Source organism: Bradyrhizobium sp. S69, assembly GCF_009766005.1.
Taxonomy (GTDB): Bacteria; Pseudomonadota; Alphaproteobacteria; order Rhizobiales; family Xanthobacteraceae; genus Bradyrhizobium.
On the sequence record NZ_LMUK01000010.1, the window covers coordinates 1 to 16,957 of the forward strand.

13 protein-coding genes are annotated in these 16,957 nt (G+C 64.2%); 7 read left to right on the top strand and 6 right to left on the bottom strand.

What is annotated here, in order from left to right:
- Positions 1 to 687: 687 nt before the first annotated feature.
- Positions 688 to 1,074: a carboxymuconolactone decarboxylase family protein gene (locus tag GSQ88_RS03210; RefSeq protein ID WP_159005947.1), complete on the bottom strand. Its 387-nt coding sequence runs from the start codon at positions 1,072 to 1,074 to the stop codon at positions 688 to 690.
- Positions 1,075 to 1,219: 145 nt separating this feature from the next.
- Here GSQ88_RS03210 and GSQ88_RS03215 point away from each other — a divergent pair, with 145 nt between their 5' ends.
- Positions 1,220 to 2,200, top strand: a complete 981-nt coding sequence (locus GSQ88_RS03215; RefSeq protein WP_159005948.1) for a Bug family tripartite tricarboxylate transporter substrate binding protein — start codon at positions 1,220 to 1,222, stop codon at positions 2,198 to 2,200.
- A 105-nt stretch (positions 2,201 to 2,305) separates the two neighbouring features.
- Here the strand turns inward: GSQ88_RS03215 and GSQ88_RS03220 are convergent, their stop codons facing one another.
- Positions 2,306 to 3,283, bottom strand: coding sequence for an SDR family NAD(P)-dependent oxidoreductase (locus GSQ88_RS03220; protein ID WP_159005949.1), 978 nt, complete (start codon positions 3,281 to 3,283; stop codon positions 2,306 to 2,308).
- 133 nt (positions 3,284 to 3,416) lie between these two features.
- Here GSQ88_RS03220 and GSQ88_RS03225 point away from each other — a divergent pair, with 133 nt between their 5' ends.
- From GSQ88_RS03225 to GSQ88_RS03235, 3 genes are all read left to right on the top strand, one after another.
- The gene (locus tag GSQ88_RS03225) at positions 3,417 to 4,028 is read left to right on the top strand and encodes a TetR/AcrR family transcriptional regulator (protein WP_502706690.1); all 612 of its coding nucleotides are present in this window, start codon (positions 3,417 to 3,419) and stop codon (positions 4,026 to 4,028) included.
- A 49-nt stretch (positions 4,029 to 4,077) separates the two neighbouring features.
- Entirely contained in the window at positions 4,078 to 6,186 is a 2,109-nt protein-coding gene (recG, locus tag GSQ88_RS03230; protein WP_159005950.1) for an ATP-dependent DNA helicase RecG, read from the top strand.
- A gap of 83 nt (positions 6,187 to 6,269) precedes the next feature.
- Entirely contained in the window at positions 6,270 to 6,896 is a 627-nt protein-coding gene (locus GSQ88_RS03235) for a trimeric intracellular cation channel family protein (protein WP_159005951.1), read from the top strand.
- Between the two features lie 12 nt (positions 6,897 to 6,908).
- Here the strand turns inward: GSQ88_RS03235 and GSQ88_RS03240 are convergent, their stop codons facing one another.
- Both GSQ88_RS03240 and glmS read right to left on the bottom strand, forming a co-directional pair.
- Complete coding sequence (locus tag GSQ88_RS03240) at positions 6,909 to 7,682, bottom strand: DUF502 domain-containing protein (RefSeq protein ID WP_159005952.1); 774 nt, start codon at positions 7,680 to 7,682, stop codon at positions 6,909 to 6,911.
- Between the two features lie 146 nt (positions 7,683 to 7,828).
- A complete protein-coding gene (gene glmS / locus GSQ88_RS03245) occupies positions 7,829 to 9,655 on the bottom strand; it encodes a glutamine--fructose-6-phosphate transaminase (isomerizing) (protein WP_159005953.1) in 1,827 nt (608 codons plus the stop codon).
- 357 nt (positions 9,656 to 10,012) lie between these two features.
- Between glmS and GSQ88_RS03250 the strand changes: the two genes are divergently transcribed.
- Entirely contained in the window at positions 10,013 to 11,263 is a 1,251-nt protein-coding gene (locus GSQ88_RS03250; RefSeq protein ID WP_502706688.1) for an MFS transporter, read from the top strand.
- A 10-nt stretch (positions 11,264 to 11,273) separates the two neighbouring features.
- Here the strand turns inward: GSQ88_RS03250 and glmU are convergent, their stop codons facing one another.
- Positions 11,274 to 12,635, bottom strand: a complete 1,362-nt coding sequence (gene glmU / locus GSQ88_RS03255; protein ID WP_159005954.1) for a bifunctional UDP-N-acetylglucosamine diphosphorylase/glucosamine-1-phosphate N-acetyltransferase GlmU — start codon at positions 12,633 to 12,635, stop codon at positions 11,274 to 11,276.
- Positions 12,636 to 12,850: 215 nt separating this feature from the next.
- On the opposite strand from glmU, the gene GSQ88_RS03260 reads away from it, so the two are divergent.
- Positions 12,851 to 14,464 carry a hypothetical protein gene (locus tag GSQ88_RS03260; protein WP_159005955.1) on the top strand — a complete coding sequence of 538 codons (1,614 nt, stop codon included), beginning with the start codon at positions 12,851 to 12,853 and terminating at the stop codon, positions 14,462 to 14,464.
- A 319-nt stretch (positions 14,465 to 14,783) separates the two neighbouring features.
- A complete protein-coding gene (locus tag GSQ88_RS03265; RefSeq protein WP_159005956.1) occupies positions 14,784 to 15,164 on the top strand; it encodes a hypothetical protein in 381 nt (126 codons plus the stop codon).
- Here GSQ88_RS03265 and GSQ88_RS03270 read toward each other — a convergent pair.
- The gene (locus tag GSQ88_RS03270) at positions 15,094 to 16,749 is read right to left on the bottom strand and encodes a glycoside hydrolase family 17 protein (RefSeq protein ID WP_159005957.1); all 1,656 of its coding nucleotides are present in this window, start codon (positions 16,747 to 16,749) and stop codon (positions 15,094 to 15,096) included. The two genes, GSQ88_RS03265 and GSQ88_RS03270, sit on opposite strands and share 71 nt — an antisense overlap.
- Positions 16,750 to 16,957: the final 208 nt, after the last annotated feature.

Genomic DNA, 16,957 nt, shown 5'->3' on the forward strand with positions numbered 1-16,957 from the left:
GACATATGGATGCAAGCGATCCGATCAGACCCTGAAAAAAACTCTTGTGGCACGGGGGCCGTCCACATATGGGTCCCGGCGCAAGGCCGGGACGACGGCTGGACGTAACTCCGCATTCTCGCGACACGCTGCGCCCGAGTTTTGCAAAATCGTTCGCCCTGAAAATAGAGGGCGCAGGGAAGACCGGGTGCGCGCTGCACCCGCGGTCTCGTGTGCAAAGATGCTTATAGAAAACGCACACGAGCATACAGGTTCAGCGGAAACACTCCGGCCTTCCCTGCGCAATGGTTTACGGCTTATTCCGTGCTCTCCCCGGTGAGACCAGGGCTTGTTTGTCACCGTCATTCCCAAGAAGCGTGAGCTTCCTGCGAACTTGACACCGGCCATTGGGGCGTCAGGACCACACGACTTTGCCGTCCGCGTCACGCGCCGTTCGTCAAAAGCGCATCCGCGTCCACCGCTCCCCGCCCCACGTCAGTGACGATGGCCAACGCCCCTCTCTTGGGACGGGATGACGAGGAATAAGCCGGTGATTTGGGTCAAGAGTCAAGGACAATTTCTGAAAATCAGAAATGGCGCGAGCATGAAAGAGGCTGCACACAACATCGCGTGATTTGCCCCATCGGCAAAATCAATCCGATGATCTCCACGGCAGCGCCATCCAAAAGCGCGTCCGGCGCCGATCAGCTATCCCTTGTCGGCTGCGGCGAACACCTCCCTGCAGGCGGCGACGCCGTTGATCGCCGCGGCGACGCCGACATAGGGCACGAGCTGCATCATGACCTCGACGAGCTGCTCGCGCGTAACGCCGCACCGCAGGGCTCCGCCGATATGAGTCCGCAATTGCGGCGCCGCCGTTCCAAGCGTCGCCAGCGCTGCGACGGTGACGATCTGTCGGGTGCGGGAGTCGAGGACCTCGTTCTGGTAGATATCTCCATAGATCGTCTCCAGCACATAGGTTGCGAGCCCGGGCGCGATGTCGCCCAGCGATCTCTCGACCTGTTCGGGGGCCTGCCCGAGAATCTCGCCGATCTTTTCTGCACCGCGCGCGCGGCGTTGTGGGTCTGATTGCATGGCGGCTTCCTTCTGTCCCGGGTGGCGCTAAGCTGATGCTGCCGCCGGTCTGGTCTGACATGACAAAAGTCCAGGCTGAGCGGCCGGCATCGTTAAACGATAACAAGGCGAAATACGCAACGCAGGGCAAGCGATGGGAGGAAGTATGTTCAGCCGGTATCGCAAATTGATGGTGCTTGGCGCAGCCGCGACGATAACACTGGTCGCAAGCGCTGCTTTGGCAGAGGCTCAGACCTATCCTGCGCGCCCGATCAAGATCGTGATCGGATTCGGTCCCGGTTCTGCCGCGGATATTCTGGCCCGGCTTGTCGGCAGGCAAATGGAAGTTAGCCTCGGTCAGCCGATCATCGTCGAAAATCGCTCCGGTAACAGCAGTATGCTGGCGGCCGAAACCGTGGCGCGCGCCCCCGCCGATGGATACACGCTTTTCATGGCGACCATCGCCAACACGCTCAACCCGGCAGAGACGAAAGCGGATTTCAATCTCGGACGGGATCTTGCGCCGATCGTCCTGCTGGGCGTGGTGCCCAACGTGCTGGTGGCCAATCCTTCGGTTCCAGCCAATAATTTGCAGGAGTTGATCGCGCTGGCGAAGAGCAAACCCGAGAGTTTGTCGTTCGGCTCCTCCGGCTACGCCACCGCGAGCTACATGGCAGCCGAGCTGTTCAATGCCAAAGCGGGCACCAAAATCCTGACGGTGCCTTATCAAGGCGGTAGCAACCAGGCGGTTTCCGATCTGCTCTCCGGCCGCATCACCCTGATGTTCAATGTCGCCCCAACGCTGGCCCCGCAGGTCGAGGCAGGTAAGTTGAAGGCTTTCGCCGTGGCGCAGCCAAAGCGCGCATCGATCATGCCCAACGTTCCCACCCTCGCGGAGGCGGGAATGACCGGCTATGACGCCGGCATCTGGATCGGGCTGCTCGCGCCGACTGGTACGCCGCCCGCCATCATCGAGAAATTGTCGGCTGCGGCGAATGCTGCGTTGAACACCGATGCGGTTCGCACCGGGCTCAAGCAACAGGGGACCGATCCGATCGGCGGTACGCCCGCGGAATTCGCCGACTTCATCCGCGCCGACATCGAGAAATGGGTCGCTCTGCTTGCGGCACCAAGCTCCGGAAAATGACCGGGTCCGCGCCAGCGCGGCCCGGTGACAGAGGCGTAATCCGCCGCTTTTGATCGCGGCCGGCGGATGACAATCCGCCGGCTGCGATCTCCATTGGCAGTGGGATCAAAAACGCTCGCCGACCATTTCCTCGCTCTTGGCCCACAGCGCTTCGGCGTGCTTCGCGTCAAGCGCATAGGCGCGAACGCCTTCGCTGATGGGGCTGATATCCCGATCGTCCGGTACGATCTCGCCCACATGGCAGTTCTCGCAGTAGCGGCCGCCGATCGCATCGGCCGATGCCACGGCGGCGGTCCAGACCGACGTCGCCGCACCTTGCGGGATGGTCTTCCACTGGAACGGCGGCTTGCCCTCGGCGGCCAGATCCTTGTTGATCTGCTCGACCCTCTCCTCCATGCCGCCCGATGGCAGATGACGGGCCAGCTCGGTGCGAATGCCTCCGGGATGCACCGCGGCGGCGCGAATGCCACGCGCGCGATGACGGCGGTCGAATTCGACGGCGAACAGGATATTGGCGGTCTTGGAGCGGCCGTAGCCGATGAAGGGCACATAGGCCGTGCGTTCGAAATTCGGATCGTCGAGATCGACGTCGGCGTAACGGTGACCTGATGACGCCAGGTTCACCAGTCGCGCGCCCTCGCGCATCAGCGGCGCGATCCGGTTCACCAGCACGAAATGTCCAAGATGGTTGGTCCCGAACTGGGTCTCGAAACCATCGGTGGTGTGACCGAGCGGCGGCGCCATCACACCGGCATTGGCGATCACCAGGTCAAAGGGGTCGGCCTTGGCGTTGAGGCGATCGGCGCAGGCGCGGACGCTGGCGAGCGAGGCCAGGTCGAGTGCCACGATCTCGAAACCACCGCCGCCGCTTTTCGCGGCATCCCGCACGGAAGCTGTCACATCCCGGGCCTTGGCCAGGTCGCGCGCCGCGCCAACCACATGGGCGCCGTGGGCCGCGAGCGCGCGGGCGGTCTCTACACCAATACCGGCAGACACGCCGGTCACAAATACCCTTTTGCCCCGCAGGCTGATGCCGGCGAGTACATCGTCCGTTGTCGAGGTCGCACCGAATGGCTGGGTCAAATTCCTGTCTCCTGTCTGTCTGGCCGGCGTTCGTCCCTTGCGGATCGTGCCGATCTCCGCAATAAACGGAGGATTACTCCGAAATGATATACGGAGCGTTTCTCCGTTTACAAGGGGCTGAGATTTGGCGCGCCTGCCCAAGCCTGTGACCGAGCCTGTGACCGAGCCTGTGAGCAAGGCTGTGACCGCCCGCAAGCCGCGCGCCGACGCGCTGCGCAACCGCGATCGCCTGATGGAGGTCGCCAAGGCCACGTTCACGCGCGCAGGCACTGAGATCAATCTGGACGATATTGCCAAGCAGGCCGGCGTGGGGGTCGGGACGCTGTATCGCCATTTCCCGACGCGCGACGCGTTGATCGAAGCGGTGTACCGCGCCGAAGTCGAACGGCTGGCCGCGGCGGCGGCGCGACTGTCGCTGGCTCATGCGCCGCTGGAAGCGTTACGTGAATGGATGCGGCTGTTCGTCGACTATATCGGGACCAAGAATTTGATCGCGCCTGCGCTCAATGCGATGGTCGGCGGCCCGTCGCAATTATACGCGACCTCGAGAGAGTTGGTGAAAGCCGCGATCGATTCCCTGGTCCGCCGCGCCGTGGAATCCGGCGACATCCGGCCCGATCTCGAACCGCTCGACCTGCTGCGCGCGCTGGCAGGTGTCGCCAATCTGTCCGCGAGCCCCGACTGGGAGGCCAGCGCCAAGCGGCTGGTCGACATCCTGCTGCTTGGATCGAAACCAGCCGGTTGACGATCTCGGCCTAGTTGCGCCACGGGTAGTACGCGATGAGAAAAACGTAATGCGCCCTGCTCTGCTCAATCCGCTGTTTGCCCTGGTTACGAGCCTCGCCGGCGTCGGGCCGAAGCAGGACAAGCTGCTGCGCTATCTGCTCGGCCGCAGCGAGACGCCGCGGCTGGTCGATTTGCTGCTGCATCTGCCGGCCAGCGTGATCGACCGCCGGGCGCGGCCGAAAATCCGCGACGCGGCGCAAGGCACCATGGTGACGCTGGAAGTCACCGTCGACCGCCATCGGCCGCCGCCACCGCGCAATTCCCGCGCGCCCTATCTGGTCTATGCCAGCGACGACACCGGCGACGTGGTGCTGACCTTTTTCCGCGCCAAACCCGGCTACGTCGAAAAGCTGCTGCCGGTCGGCGAGAAGCGCTACGTCTCCGGCACGCTTCAGATGTATGACGGGATCCCGCAGATCGTGCATCCCGACCGCGTGGTGGATGAGGCCGCCTTCGCCAAATTATCCGGCATCGATCCGGTCTACCCCCTCACGGTGGGCCTGGCGCTGGGCTCGCTGCGGCGCGCGGTGACGCAGGCGTTGCAGAAGCTGCCGGATTTGCCGGAATGGATCAGCCCGGAAGTCCTTCGCCGCTGCGGCTTTCCGCCGATCGCTGAGGCGCTCAACCGCGTCCACAATCCGGTCGACCTGACGGATATCCTGCCCGATCGCCCGTTCTGGTCGCGGCTTGCATTCGACGAGTTGTTGGCCGGTCAATTGGCGCTGGCGCTGGTGCGCGCGCAATTGCGCCGGCCCGCCGGCGATCGCCATGCCGGCGACGGCCATCTACGCAGCAAGATCATCGATGCGCTGCCCTACGCGCTAACGGCCTCGCAACAGGCGGCGGCGGCCGCGATCGCGGAGGATCTGCGCCAACCGCTGCGCATGCTGCGGCTGCTGCAGGGCGATGTCGGCTCCGGCAAGACCGTGGTGGCGCTGCTCGCCGCCGCCGCCGTCGCCGAGGTCGGCAAGCAGGCCGCGCTGATGGCGCCGACCGAGATTTTGGCGCGGCAGCATATCAAGACCATCACGCCGCTGGCCGAACGCGCCGGACTTCAGGTCGCCATTCTCACCGGCCGCGAAAAAGGTAGGGAGCGGCGCGACCTGCTGACGCGGCTGGAGGCCGGCGAGATCGATCTTTTGGTCGGCACCCACGCGCTGATCCAGGACGACGTGATTTTCAAGGCATTGGCGCTGGCGGTAGTCGACGAGCAGCATCGTTTTGGCGTGCGCGAGCGGCTGGCGCTGACCAACAAGGGCGATGCCGTCGATGTGCTGGTGCTGAGCGCAACGCCGATCCCGCGCACGCTGGTGCTGACGTATTTCGGCGACATGGACGTCTCGGAGTTGCGCGAAAAGCCGGCCGGACGCCAGCCGATCGAAACCCGCACGATCTCGATGAGCAGGCTCGAGGAGGTCACCGATGGCGTCGGCCGCGCGCTCGCATCGGGCAAGCTGGTCTACTGGATCTGCCCGCTGGTCGAGGAATCGGAAGCCGAAGGCACCGAGCATCTGACCAACGCCACCGAGCGGTTCGAATCGCTGCAACAGCGTTTTGGCGATCGCGTCGGGCTGGTCCACGGCCAGATGAAGGGCACGGACAAAGATCGCGTGATGGCGCAGTTCGCCGCGCACGAGATCGGCCTGCTGGTCGCGACCACCGTGGTCGAAGTCGGCGTCGATGTGCCGGCCGCCAGCATCATGGTGATCGAGAACGCCGAGCGTTTCGGGTTGGCGCAATTGCATCAATTGCGCGGCCGCATCGGCCGCGGCTCGGAGGCCTCGACCTGCCTGCTGCTCTACAAGGAGCCGCTCGGCGAAATGTCGAAGTCGCGGTTAAAAGTCATCCGCGAGACCACGGACGGCTTCCGGATCGCAGAGGAAGACTTAAAGCTGCGCGGCGAAGGCGATGTGCTTGGCATCCGGCAGAGCGGCCTGCCCGGCTACCGGATCGCGCGCTCCGAGGTCCACGGCCAGCTCATCACGCAGGCGCGCGACGAAGCGCTGCGCATCCTGAAGGACGATCCGAAACTGAAGGGCGAACGCGGCGAAGCGCTGCGTTGCCTGCTCTATCTCTATGAACGCGACGAAGCCGTGCCGCTGATCGGCGCCGGATAACGGAGACGCGTGGCTTCTTGCATTTCAGTCCGTGGCATGAAAACTGCGCCAATAGCGGTCGTTGAACAGGCGGGCCATTTGCGATGAAGACAGAGGACTCCCAACTGCTGCGCGCGATCGATCTGGCCGGCACCTTCGTGCTGGCGATCCAGGGCGCATCGATCGGCGCCGAGAAGAATCTCGATTTCCTCGGCGTGATGGTGATTTCGCTGGTCACCGCGATGGGCGGCGGCATCGCCCGCGACCTTCTGGTCGGTGAACACCCGCCGGAAGCGTTGCGCGGTTGGCCGATTCCGGCCGTAGCGCTTGCCGGCGGCCTGTTTACGATCTTCTCGTTTCACGTCATCGAGCAGGTTCCGGAGATGGCCCTGCTCACGGTCGATGCGCTGGGCCTGGCGTTGCTGGCGGTCTCCGGTGTCGAGAAGGCGATCGAGTACAAACTGACGCCGATCGCGGCCGTCATCATGGGCGCGATCGCCGGCACCGGCGGCCTGACCGCGGGCGAAGTGCTGCTGGCGCAAATCCCGACGATCCTGCGTACCGATTTTCTGGCGTCCGCGGCCATCATCGGCGCGATCGCCATGGTGATCGCGCGCAAGCTCGGTCTCGGTGCCAATTGGTCGGCGCTGCTTGGCGGCGCCGTCTGCTTCGTGTCGCGAACCATCGCGATCTGGCAACACTGGCATCTACCGACACCGCATTTGCATTAGCCGGCTTCGACGTTAATCCGCCTTTTCCGTCACCGGCTGCAGCGCGGGTGTATTGGCGACGCGCGCGGCGTTGGCCATGCCGGCGAGCGCTGCGATCTTCTTCTGCTGATCGGAGCCGGGCTGCACCACGCCGGCCGACATGATCAGGGTTGCGGCATCCTCGGCACTCATCTCGATTTCGATGATCTTGCTCTTGGGCACATAGAAGAAGAAGCCGGTGGTCGGGTTCGGCGCGCAGGGCAGGAACACCGAGATGTGCTCCTCCTGTCCCGGAAGGCTGTTGGCGATTTCCACGCTCGGCGGCTGCGAGATCAGCACGATCGACCACATGCCCGGCGAGGGAAATTCGACCAGCCCGACCCGGCGGAAGCTCGAGCCTGTGCCGGAGAACAATGTCTCGAACACCTGCTTGAGGCCGCGATAGATCGCGCGCACCACCGGCATGCGGCCGAGCAGTCTTTCGCCGAGATCGACCAGCGTGCGCCCGATCAGATTGTGGGTGAGGAAGCCCAGCAGGGTCAGCGCGATCACGGCGACCACGAGCCCGGAACCGGGCAGTCCGAACGGCAGGTAAGTCTCCGGGCGATAGGCGACCGGCACAAATGGCCGCACCAGGGCATCGACCCAGGTGACGAACCACCAGGTCAGGTACAGCGTGATCGCGACCGGACCCGCCACGATCAGGCCGGTCAGGAAGTAATTCCGCAACCGGGCCGTAAAGCCCCGTGGAGCAGCCGGAGGGAGTTCCGCCGGGGGCACGGCCGGGGGCAGATCGTCGCGGTTCATCGGGTTCCCAACATCGGTCCAAAATCGGTCGAAGTCACAGGCCCCATCGGTCGAGGCGGCTCGCGTCAAAACTCAGCTAAGCCATCCTAGCAGACTTTTGAAGGCCCCAAGGGGATGTACTAACGCCCTGCGACCTGATGGCAGGGTTATTCGACGGTTACCGATTTGGCCAGGTTTCGCGGCTGGTCGACGTCGGTGCCCATCACCACGGCGGTATGATAGGCCAGCAATTGCACCGGCACGGCATAGACCATCGGCGTGAAGGTCGCGTCCATGTCGGGCAGCACGATCGTCACCAGCGACTCGATGGTGGCTTCCGCCGCGCCCTTGGCATCCGTCATCAGGATGATATTGCCGCCGCGCGCCGCCACCTCCTGCATGTTGGAAACGGTCTTCTCGAACACCCGGTCGAACGGCGCGATCACCACCACCGGCATGTTCTCGTCGATCAGCGCGATCGGCCCGTGCTTGAGTTCGCCGGCGGCGTAGCCTTCGGCATGAATGTAGGAGATTTCCTTCAGCTTCAGCGCGCCTTCCAGCGCCAGCGGATAGCTGGTGCCGCGGCCGAGATAGAGCACGTCGCGGCATTTGGCGATGTCGCGCGCCAGTTTTTCGATCTGCGGTTCGCAGTGCAACGCCGACGCCATCAGCCGCGGAATTTCAACAAGGCCATGCACCAGCTTCGCCTCGTCCGCGTCGGACAATTCGCCACGCGCCTTGCCGGCGGCGACCGCGATCGCGGCCAGCACCATCAATTGGCAGGTGAAGGCCTTGGTGGAGGCAACGCCGATTTCAGGGCCCGCCAGCGTCGGCAGCACGGTCTCGCTTTCGCGCGCGATCGTCGAGGTCGGCACATTGACCACCGAAAGCGTGTGCACGCCCTGCGACTTGGCATAGCGCAATGCCGCCAGCGTATCGGCGGTCTCGCCGGATTGCGAGATGAAGATCGCCAGATCGCCCTTGCGCAGCGGCGCCTCGCGGTAGCGGAATTCGGAGGCGACATCGAGTTCGACCGGCACCCGGCCGAGCCGTTCGAACCAGTATTTGGCAATAAAACCGGCATAGCTCGCGGTGCCGCAGGCCACGATCGAGATGCGCTGGATATCCCTGAAGTCGAACGGCAGTTTGAGCGGCAGCATGACGCGCTCGGCCGCCATATCGACATAGCGCGCCAGCGTGTGGCCGACGACTTCGGGCTGCTCGTGAATTTCCTTGGCCATGAAGTGGCGGTAGTTCGCCTTGTCGACCAGGAATGACGACGCGCCGGATTTCAGCACGTCGCGATTGACCACGTTGTTATGGGAATCGTAGATCACGCCGACTTCGCGGCTCAGAACCACCCAATCGCCGTCCTCCAGATAGCTGATGGTGTCGGTGAACGGGGCCAGCGCGATCGCATCCGACCCCAGATACATCTCGCCATCGCCATGGCCGATCGCGAGCGGCGATCCCTTGCGGGCGCCGATCATCAGATCGCTATGGCCCTTGAACAGGAACGCCAGCGCGAATGCGCCGCGCAGTTGCGGCAGCGACGCCTTCACCGCTTCCTGCGGCGAAGCTCCCTTGAGCAAATAGGAGTTGACCAGATGCGCCACCACTTCGGTGTCGGTCTCGCTTGAAAATTGCGCGCCCTGCTGTTCCAGCATCAGCCGCAATTCGCGAAAGTTCTCGATGATGCCGTTGTGCACGACCACGACATTGTCGGTCGCGTGCGGATGGGCGTTGTTCTCGGTCGGCTTGCCGTGGGTGGCCCAGCGGGTATGACCGATGCCGCTCAGGCCCATCAGCGGCTGCGCCCGCAGTTTCGCTTCCAGGTTCTTCAGCTTGCCTTCGGCGCGGCGGCGGTCGAGATGACCGCCCTCCAGCGTGGCGACGCCGGCGGAGTCATAGCCGCGATATTCGAGACGCTTGAGCGAATCCACCAATTGCTCCGCGACCGGAGCCCGTCCCAGAATGCCGACAATCCCGCACATGCGGCTCAATATCCCCAGTCAAACAAAAATGGCCAGAACGGCTCGAGTCTCTCTTAACGAGTTTAGCGAACGCTCAGATATTCAATAATTGTTGCGGATTGAGACGGCGTTAAGCGAAACGCTTAACGATTCGGACCTAACGATTCGGACTTAACGATTCAGACTTAACCATTCAGACCTGCCCGCGCCGCGCGGCTTACCACGCTTGGCCTGCCACCTGCACGCCCATGCGGCACGGTTCTGCCAGCTTAGGCATATTCTCATGCGGTTTGGCCTGACGCTGCCTTGCCGCGCCTCACGCTGCCGGATACCACCGTTCGGGACCCCTGCGCTATATCAGTGAATTGATGGTTCTTCATGAATGAAATGAAGCCGGTCTCCGCCGGCGCGTCGCCAGCCGCCAAGCGATCCTTTGCGGCGATGCGCCACCCGGGCTTCCGTGCCCAGTTCGCGACCTTTGTGCTCGCGATGATGGCGGACAATATCGAGCACGTCATCAGCTACTGGATGGTGTACCAGAAATTCCATTCGCCGGCCTTGGCCGGCTTTGCCATCGTGTCGCATTGGCTCCCGTTTTTGTTGTTTTCGGTCGCCTCCGGCGCGCTCGCGGACCGCTTCGACCCGCGCCGCCTGATCCAGATCGGCATGGCGCTGTTCATCATCGCTTCCTTGAGCTGGAGCTATTTCTTCGTCACCGGCACGCTGCAGATGTGGCAGGCGATGGTGATCCTGGTGATCCATGGCTGCGCCGGCGTGCTGTGGCAGACGCCAAACCAGATGCTGCTCTACGACATCGTCGGACCGCAGGATCTGGAGAGCGCGGTGCGGCTGAACGCGATGGCGCGCTATCTGGCGATCCTGGTCGGCCCCGCCGTCGGCGGCGCCATCCTGCTGGCGCTCGGACCGGCCCCCGGCATCATGCTCAACACCGTGTTCTATCTGCCGCTGGTGCTGTGGCTGGTGAACGCGCCCTATGGTCCGCGCTTCCGCGCCGGCGCGCCTGCCCTGCGCCGCGCCGTGCGCGGATTTGGCGACATCGTGCAGACCATCCGCGATATCAAGGGCCGCTCCGTGATCGTCTCGATGACGCTGCTGGCCGGTGCGGCATCGTTCTTTGTCGGCAATGCTTATAGTTCACAGATGCCGGGGCTTGCCAGCGATCTCGGCCATGGCGATCCCGGCGTCTCCTACAGCATGCTGCTGGCCGCCGATGCCGCCGGTGGTTTATTGGCCGGCATCGTGCTGGAAGGCCGGGGATTGCTGCCGCCACGGCCGCGTACCGCGATCCTGCTCGCGATGCTGTGGTGCGCGGCGCTCGCGACCTTCTCGCTGGCCAACAATTATTGGCTCGCGCTCGGCTTCCTGTTTGCCGCGGGATTCCTCGAATTGTCCTTCAACGCCATGGCGCAAAGCCTGGTGCAGCTCGACGCCCCGCTCGATATGCGCGGCCGCGTCATCGGCCTGTTCAACATGTCGAGCCTCGGCCTGCGTGCCTTCAGCGGCATATCGGTCGGCCTGCTGGGCAGCCTGATCGGCGTGCACTGGTCGCTCGCGCTGTCGGCACTCGCGACCTTGGCCGTCGCGGGGGCACTGCTGGCACTGCCGTGACGGCGGTGCCCTAACCTTCTTTTTTCGGCTTCTTGCCCTTTGTCTTGATCTCGCGGTAGCGCTTGGCGCCGCCTTCGCGGATGGTCTGCTGGCTGCGCTCGACCGCCAGTGCGTCGTCGGGCACGTCTTTCGTGATCACGGAACCCGACCCGATATAGGCGCCGTTGCCGATTTTGACCGGCGCGACCAGCGAGGAATTGGTGCCGACGAAGGCGCCCTCGCCGATCTCGGTCTTGTGCTTGGAGAAACCATCGTAATTGCAGGTAATGGTGCCGGCGCCGATGTTGCTGTTGGCCCCGATATGGGCGTCGCCGATATAGCTGAGATGGTTGACCTTGACGCCGGCGTCCAGCACCGCGGCCTTGGTCTCGACGAAATTGCCGATCCTCGCGCCGTCGCCGAGCGAAGTGCCGGGCCGCAGCCGCGCATAAGGGCCGACTGATGTGTTCTTGCCGATCGACGCCTGCGTGATGTGGCAAAACGAATGTATCACCGCGCCGTCGTCGATCGAGACACCGGGGCCGATCACCACGAACGGCTCGATGGTGACGTCGTTGCCGAATTTGGTATCGGCGGCGAGATAGACCGTATCCGGCGCGATCAGCGTCACGCCGGCCTCGAGGGCTGCCTTGCGCAAGCGCTGCTGCATCACCTGCTCGGCCTCGGCGAGTTGGGCCTTGGTATTGATCCCGCGCACTTCATCCTCGCTGGTTTCGATCACGACGGCCTCCAATCCCAGGTCCCTGATGATGGCAACCGCGTCGGTCAGATAATATTCGCGCTTGCTGTTGGCGTTGCCGATCTTGTCGATGATGTCGAGCGCGCGGCGGCCATCGAACGCCATCACGCCGGCATTGCAGAGATCGACCGCGCGCTCGGCGGCACTGGCGTCGGCCTGCTCGCGGATCGCCACCAGATGATCGCCTTCGACCAGCAGCCGGCCGTAGCCGGTGGGATCGACGGCGCGAAAGCCGAGCACGGCGAGCGCCGCGCCGTTTCGCAACGGCGCCCGCAGCCGCGCGAAGGTCTCGGCCGAAATCAGCGGCGTATCGCCAAACGCCACCAACAGATCGTCGGCGCCGCCGGCGATCGCCTCGCGAGCGGCCAGCACCGCATGCGCGGTGCCGAGGCGTTCGCGCTGAATGTAGATCTTGGCATCGGGACGTATCCGCTTGATCTCCTGCTCGACAGCGGCGTGGTCGGGCCCGACCACCACGGCAAGGGCGGCGCCGGGCCCATGCGGGGCCGCGCCAAGCACATGCGCCAGCAGCGATTGGCCGGCGACCGGATGCAGCACCTTGGGCAGCGAGGACCGCATGCGCGTCCCCTCGCCGGCGGCGAGTACCACGGTCAGGCTGGATCGAGCTGTCATCCGGGTCCTTGCTGGTGCGCCAGTCGCTGCCGGTGCCTGGCAGGCTCCTGGGCGTTGACGGCGATGGTGATGCCGCCGCCGTCATAAAGCGTTTTGCGGTGGAGGGGAAACCCGAATCCCCGTCCGGCAACACAGCGAATCGGGGATCGGGGCGTATTTCCTGTTAATGTTTGCTGTGTGATTCGGCGGGGCCTGAGGGGGGCCGAAGAAGTCGTATGGCGAAAAATAGCGACCAGCGGGCTGGCGGTTTCGAGGCCGAAAATACCGGGGGCGTGCTGTCCGGCCTGTTGGCCGAAGAAGAGCATCTCGACCGCCGCGCCATGTTCCGGCTCGCCACCTGGGGCGTGGTCGCGGTTGGCGCCGTCGTGGTCGCCGTGTTCGCCAATCAGTCGGGCATGAAGTCGCGGCACGACGAGATCGCGGCACTGGACCTGACGCGGCAGTCGCAGCAGATCCAGTCGGTCGCCAAGGAAAGCCAGAACGAAACGCGGCGACTGGCCTCCGCGATCGACACGCTCAATAGCGATCGCGACCGGGTGTACTCCCGTTTGACCACCCTGGAACAAGGGCTGGAGTCCGTGACCGGCGCGATTGCCAAGCAGAACGCGGCGCCGCTGCCCGTGGCCGCAGCGCCCGCGGCCACACCGCCTGCCTCAACAGCTCCAGCCGCAACACCGCCTGCTTCAACACCTGCAGCCACGCCGCAGCCTGTCGCGCAAAATACGGCGCCGGAGCTTGCTCCGGTCATCGCGCCGGTGATGACGGTCGCAGCCGCCATGCCACCCGAAAAACCGGCGAATGAAAGGTGGCGGGGCGAGAGCAGGAAATCGTCGCAAGCAGCCATAGCCCCCGTCGCAGTCGCGACGCCCACGCCTTCGAGTGCGCCGTCGGCGACCTCGGCGACGCCGCTGATGGCTTCGAAATCGATGATCGGGCCGCCGGACCCGGCCGCCGGTAAATTGATCGAGCCCGAGACGGCCGCCAAACCCGTGGCCGCCGCGACACCCGCCCCTGCGACGCCTGCACCCGTCGCACTTGCACCTGCGACGCCTGCTCCTGCGACAGCCGCAACCACGACACCCGCGCCCGCAACATCGGTGGCCGCGATGCCGCCAGCCGCGCCGACACCGACACAAGCGACCAACCCCGAGCCCGCGCCGGAAATCACGGCGGCGGCGCCTGTCGCCGACAAACCCGGCGCCGACAAAGATAAAAAAGACGGCCCGGATGCCGCCCCCGCCCCTGCGCCGCAACTCGCGGTCAAGCGGACCGAATTCGGCGTGGATGTCGGCGGCGCCAATTCGGTCAGCGGCCTGCGTGCGCTATGGCGCGGACTGCTGAAATGGCGTTCGAACGCGGCCCTGGCGGGGCTGCAACCGATCATCGTGGTGAAGGAAAGCAATAACGGCCTCGGGATGCAGCTTCGGCTGGTCGCGGGGCCGCTGACCGACGCCGCCGCGGCGGCCAAGATCTGCGCCGCCATGACGATCAACGACCGGCATTGCGAGACCACCGTGTATGACGGCCAGCGTCTGGCTTTGAAGGCCGAAGATATGCCCACGACGACCGAATCCATTTCGGCCAAGCCATCCGCGGAAAAAACGTCGCCGGAAAAAACGTCAGACCCGGCTGCGGACAAGTCCGCATCGGACAAATCTTCCGCGGACAAGTCTTCCGCGGACAAGTCTTCGGCCAAGCCGGGTTACCGGCAGAGTTCGCGCCGGCACTATTCCTATTCAAGGCGCAGCGCGCCGGTCGCGGAAACGCCGCCGCCGCCACCTCCTGCGCAAACCTCGAGCCTGTCCTGGTTCCATCTCCGGTCGCAATAGGGCCCGCGGCTGCAATGCGTTGCCGCGGAATCTTCACGCGTTATCCTGAGAGCCTATGAAGCTATTTCGACGTCATCCTGAGGAGCGGCGTCTTCGCCGCGTCTCGAAGGATGGCCGCACGCACGGCGCAGAACAACCTCCTTCGAGGCTCGCAAGGGCGCGCACCTCAGGATGACGTCGGTAATTGCTTCACGGCCTCTCGGGAACGTCGATTGCCTCACAAGCTCTCAGGATGACGGCTGAGATAGCTGCCTGACATGCACGCCATTGTCACCCGCGACGGCTTGTCCGGCCGCGCATTCCCCATCATATTCGCCCGATGAAAAAAGCACCGTTCCGGCTGACGCCCTATCAGGTCCAATGGCTCATGATCGTCGGTTTCCTCACCGCCGGTTATGCCTTGTACCTGCGCTATCTCGTGATCGAATTCTCGACCGCGGCGCTGGCTTGCGACGCCGGGTTGCAGACCATGGTGTGCAAGAGCCGTACGCTGGTGACGGCCTTGTTCCAGAACTCGGTGTTCGGCGTCGTGGCGCTCATCATCGCGGTGCTGAACATCATGCGGCCGTCGGTGGTTTTGCTGACCGGTGGGCTGGTCGCCGCCGGATTGGGCATCGTGCTGTACAACGTCAGCCTGTCGGGCCTGGCGATCGGGCTGCTAATTCTGGGATTTGCACGCCCCGCGCCTGCCACAGCGTAAGCGCAAACAACAGAAACACCGCACAGGTCCACAACGATTGCCAGTTGTCCGGACCTTCGTTGAAGCCGGTAAAGAGGGCTGCCCCCGCCAGCAGGCCCGCGAACACCGCTTCCGCGATCGGGCGTGCCCCCGCTTTGGGGCGGTTGAGCAGCATCAGCGTTGCAAACGGCAGCACCGCCATGGTCAGCGAGGCAAACGGAAAGTCCTTGTAGCGCGGGTCGAACACGAAGCCGAGCGCGGTCTGCGCCGCCACCAGGCTGGTCACCGCGAGCACCAATCCCAGCAGGATCGGCAGCGCCGATCGCGTTCTGGCCTCGCGGGGGCCCAATAGTTCGAGGAATGTCGGCAGCGACCGCCCCGACATCAGCGCGTTGGTGCACAGCAAGGGCGAGGCGACGCCTGCCGCCAGCAACGCGCCCCATCCAAGCCAGCCGCCGAAACCATAGCTTTCGTAGTACATCTTGTCGGCGGCGACGCCGAGCAGAATGCCGCCCGAGGTCGCCGACAGCGCCACCGCGATCCAGGACGACAGCCGCGGCTTCCAGGGCCGGCGGCGCAAGGTCAGCCAACCGGTGCCGAACACCAGCACCGCCAAGGTCGTTCCGCCGCCCATCTGCCATTTCCACAGCGGAAAGTTGCTGATGGCCTCGCCGGGCGGATATTTCAGCGCTCGCTGCACCGAATCGAGCAGGCCCCAATAGCCGCCCACCGTGCCCTCGAGCCTGCGTTTCCAGGGCTGGTCATAGGCCTCGATCAGGTTGACGCGGAAATTCTCCTGCTTGGCCATCGCCAGAATCTCGGAGACCACCCTGGCCTGGTTGGTCCGCGACGGCAGCGCGCCGGCGCGCATCCGTCCCTCGCTCGGCCAGCCGGTTTCTCCGATCAGGATTTCCTTGCCGGGGAATGCCACCGCGAGCCGCTTGCGGATCGAATCGACGTGGGCGGCGGCGTATTTGGCGCGGATCGGAAAATCCTCCCAATACGGCAGGATATGGATCGTGATAAAATCGACCGCGTCGTAGATTTCCCGATTGCGCAGCCAGAATTCCCAGACATCGGCATAGGTGACGGGAACCGTAACCTGGGACTTCACCGATCGGATGGTGGCGACGAGGTCGGACGTCGTCATCTCACCGCGCAACAATACCTCGTTGCCGACCACGACGGCGCTGATGACATCGGGATATTGCTTGGTCAGCCCGATCACGGTCGAAATCTGCGCCGCGTTTTTCAGCCGGTCGCTGCCGAGCCAGATGCCCTGGATCACCTTGAGGCCGACCTTGGCGGCGAGACCTGGAACCTGATCGAGCCCGTTTTCGATCGAATAGGTCCGCACGCAATCGGATATTTTGGCCAGTTGCGCCAGATCCTGGGCGATCTGTTCCGAGGTGATGTGCGTGGTCGGCACCAGCGGCGTTTGCGCCGCCCGGAACGGCGCATAGGACACGCACAACAGCTTGGCGGCGGGATCGATCGGCGCGCGCGCCAAGGTGATCGGCGTGGCCAGCCACCACCATGCCGCGGCAATCGCACCTAGCGATATCAGGAGAAGCGCCAGCGGCGTACGAAGAGAAATCTGTTCCATCCTCCGGGCGAGGCCCGTCGCTTAGCCGGTCGCCGCGCGTCTGCCAAGCCCGTCTGCTGGGCACCGTCGATGAGCTATCGAGCGCTGGAGCTGCGGAATCATGTCACGACTTTACCACGACGCGATAAAGTTGTGACTTTGCTGGACAAAATCCGAAATGTCCGTCATGGGAATTCGCTAATGTCTCCGCCGTATTGGAGACCTATTT

Excerpts from the sequence above, each read along its gene's own strand:
- glmS (WP_159005953.1), bottom strand. The coding sequence starts at position 9,655 with ATGTGCGGGATTGTCGGCATTCTGGGACGGGCTCCGGTCGCGGAGCAA.
- GSQ88_RS03260 (WP_159005955.1), top strand. The coding sequence starts at position 12,851 with ATGGCGAAAAATAGCGACCAGCGGGCTGGCGGTTTCGAGGCCGAAAAT.
- GSQ88_RS03210 (WP_159005947.1), bottom strand. The coding sequence starts at position 1,074 with ATGCAATCAGACCCACAACGCCGCGCGCGCGGTGCAGAAAAGATCGGC.
- GSQ88_RS03240 (WP_159005952.1), bottom strand. The coding sequence starts at position 7,682 with ATGAACCGCGACGATCTGCCCCCGGCCGTGCCCCCGGCGGAACTCCCT.
- recG (WP_159005950.1), top strand. The coding sequence starts at position 4,078 with ATGCGCCCTGCTCTGCTCAATCCGCTGTTTGCCCTGGTTACGAGCCTC.
- GSQ88_RS03265 (WP_159005956.1), top strand. The coding sequence starts at position 14,784 with ATGAAAAAAGCACCGTTCCGGCTGACGCCCTATCAGGTCCAATGGCTC.
- GSQ88_RS03215 (WP_159005948.1), top strand. The coding sequence starts at position 1,220 with ATGTTCAGCCGGTATCGCAAATTGATGGTGCTTGGCGCAGCCGCGACG.
- GSQ88_RS03270 (WP_159005957.1), bottom strand. The coding sequence starts at position 16,749 with ATGGAACAGATTTCTCTTCGTACGCCGCTGGCGCTTCTCCTGATATCG.
- GSQ88_RS03250 (WP_502706688.1), top strand. The coding sequence starts at position 10,013 with ATGAATGAAATGAAGCCGGTCTCCGCCGGCGCGTCGCCAGCCGCCAAG.
- glmU (WP_159005954.1), bottom strand. The coding sequence starts at position 12,635 with ATGACAGCTCGATCCAGCCTGACCGTGGTACTCGCCGCCGGCGAGGGG.
- GSQ88_RS03235 (WP_159005951.1), top strand. The coding sequence starts at position 6,270 with ATGAAGACAGAGGACTCCCAACTGCTGCGCGCGATCGATCTGGCCGGC.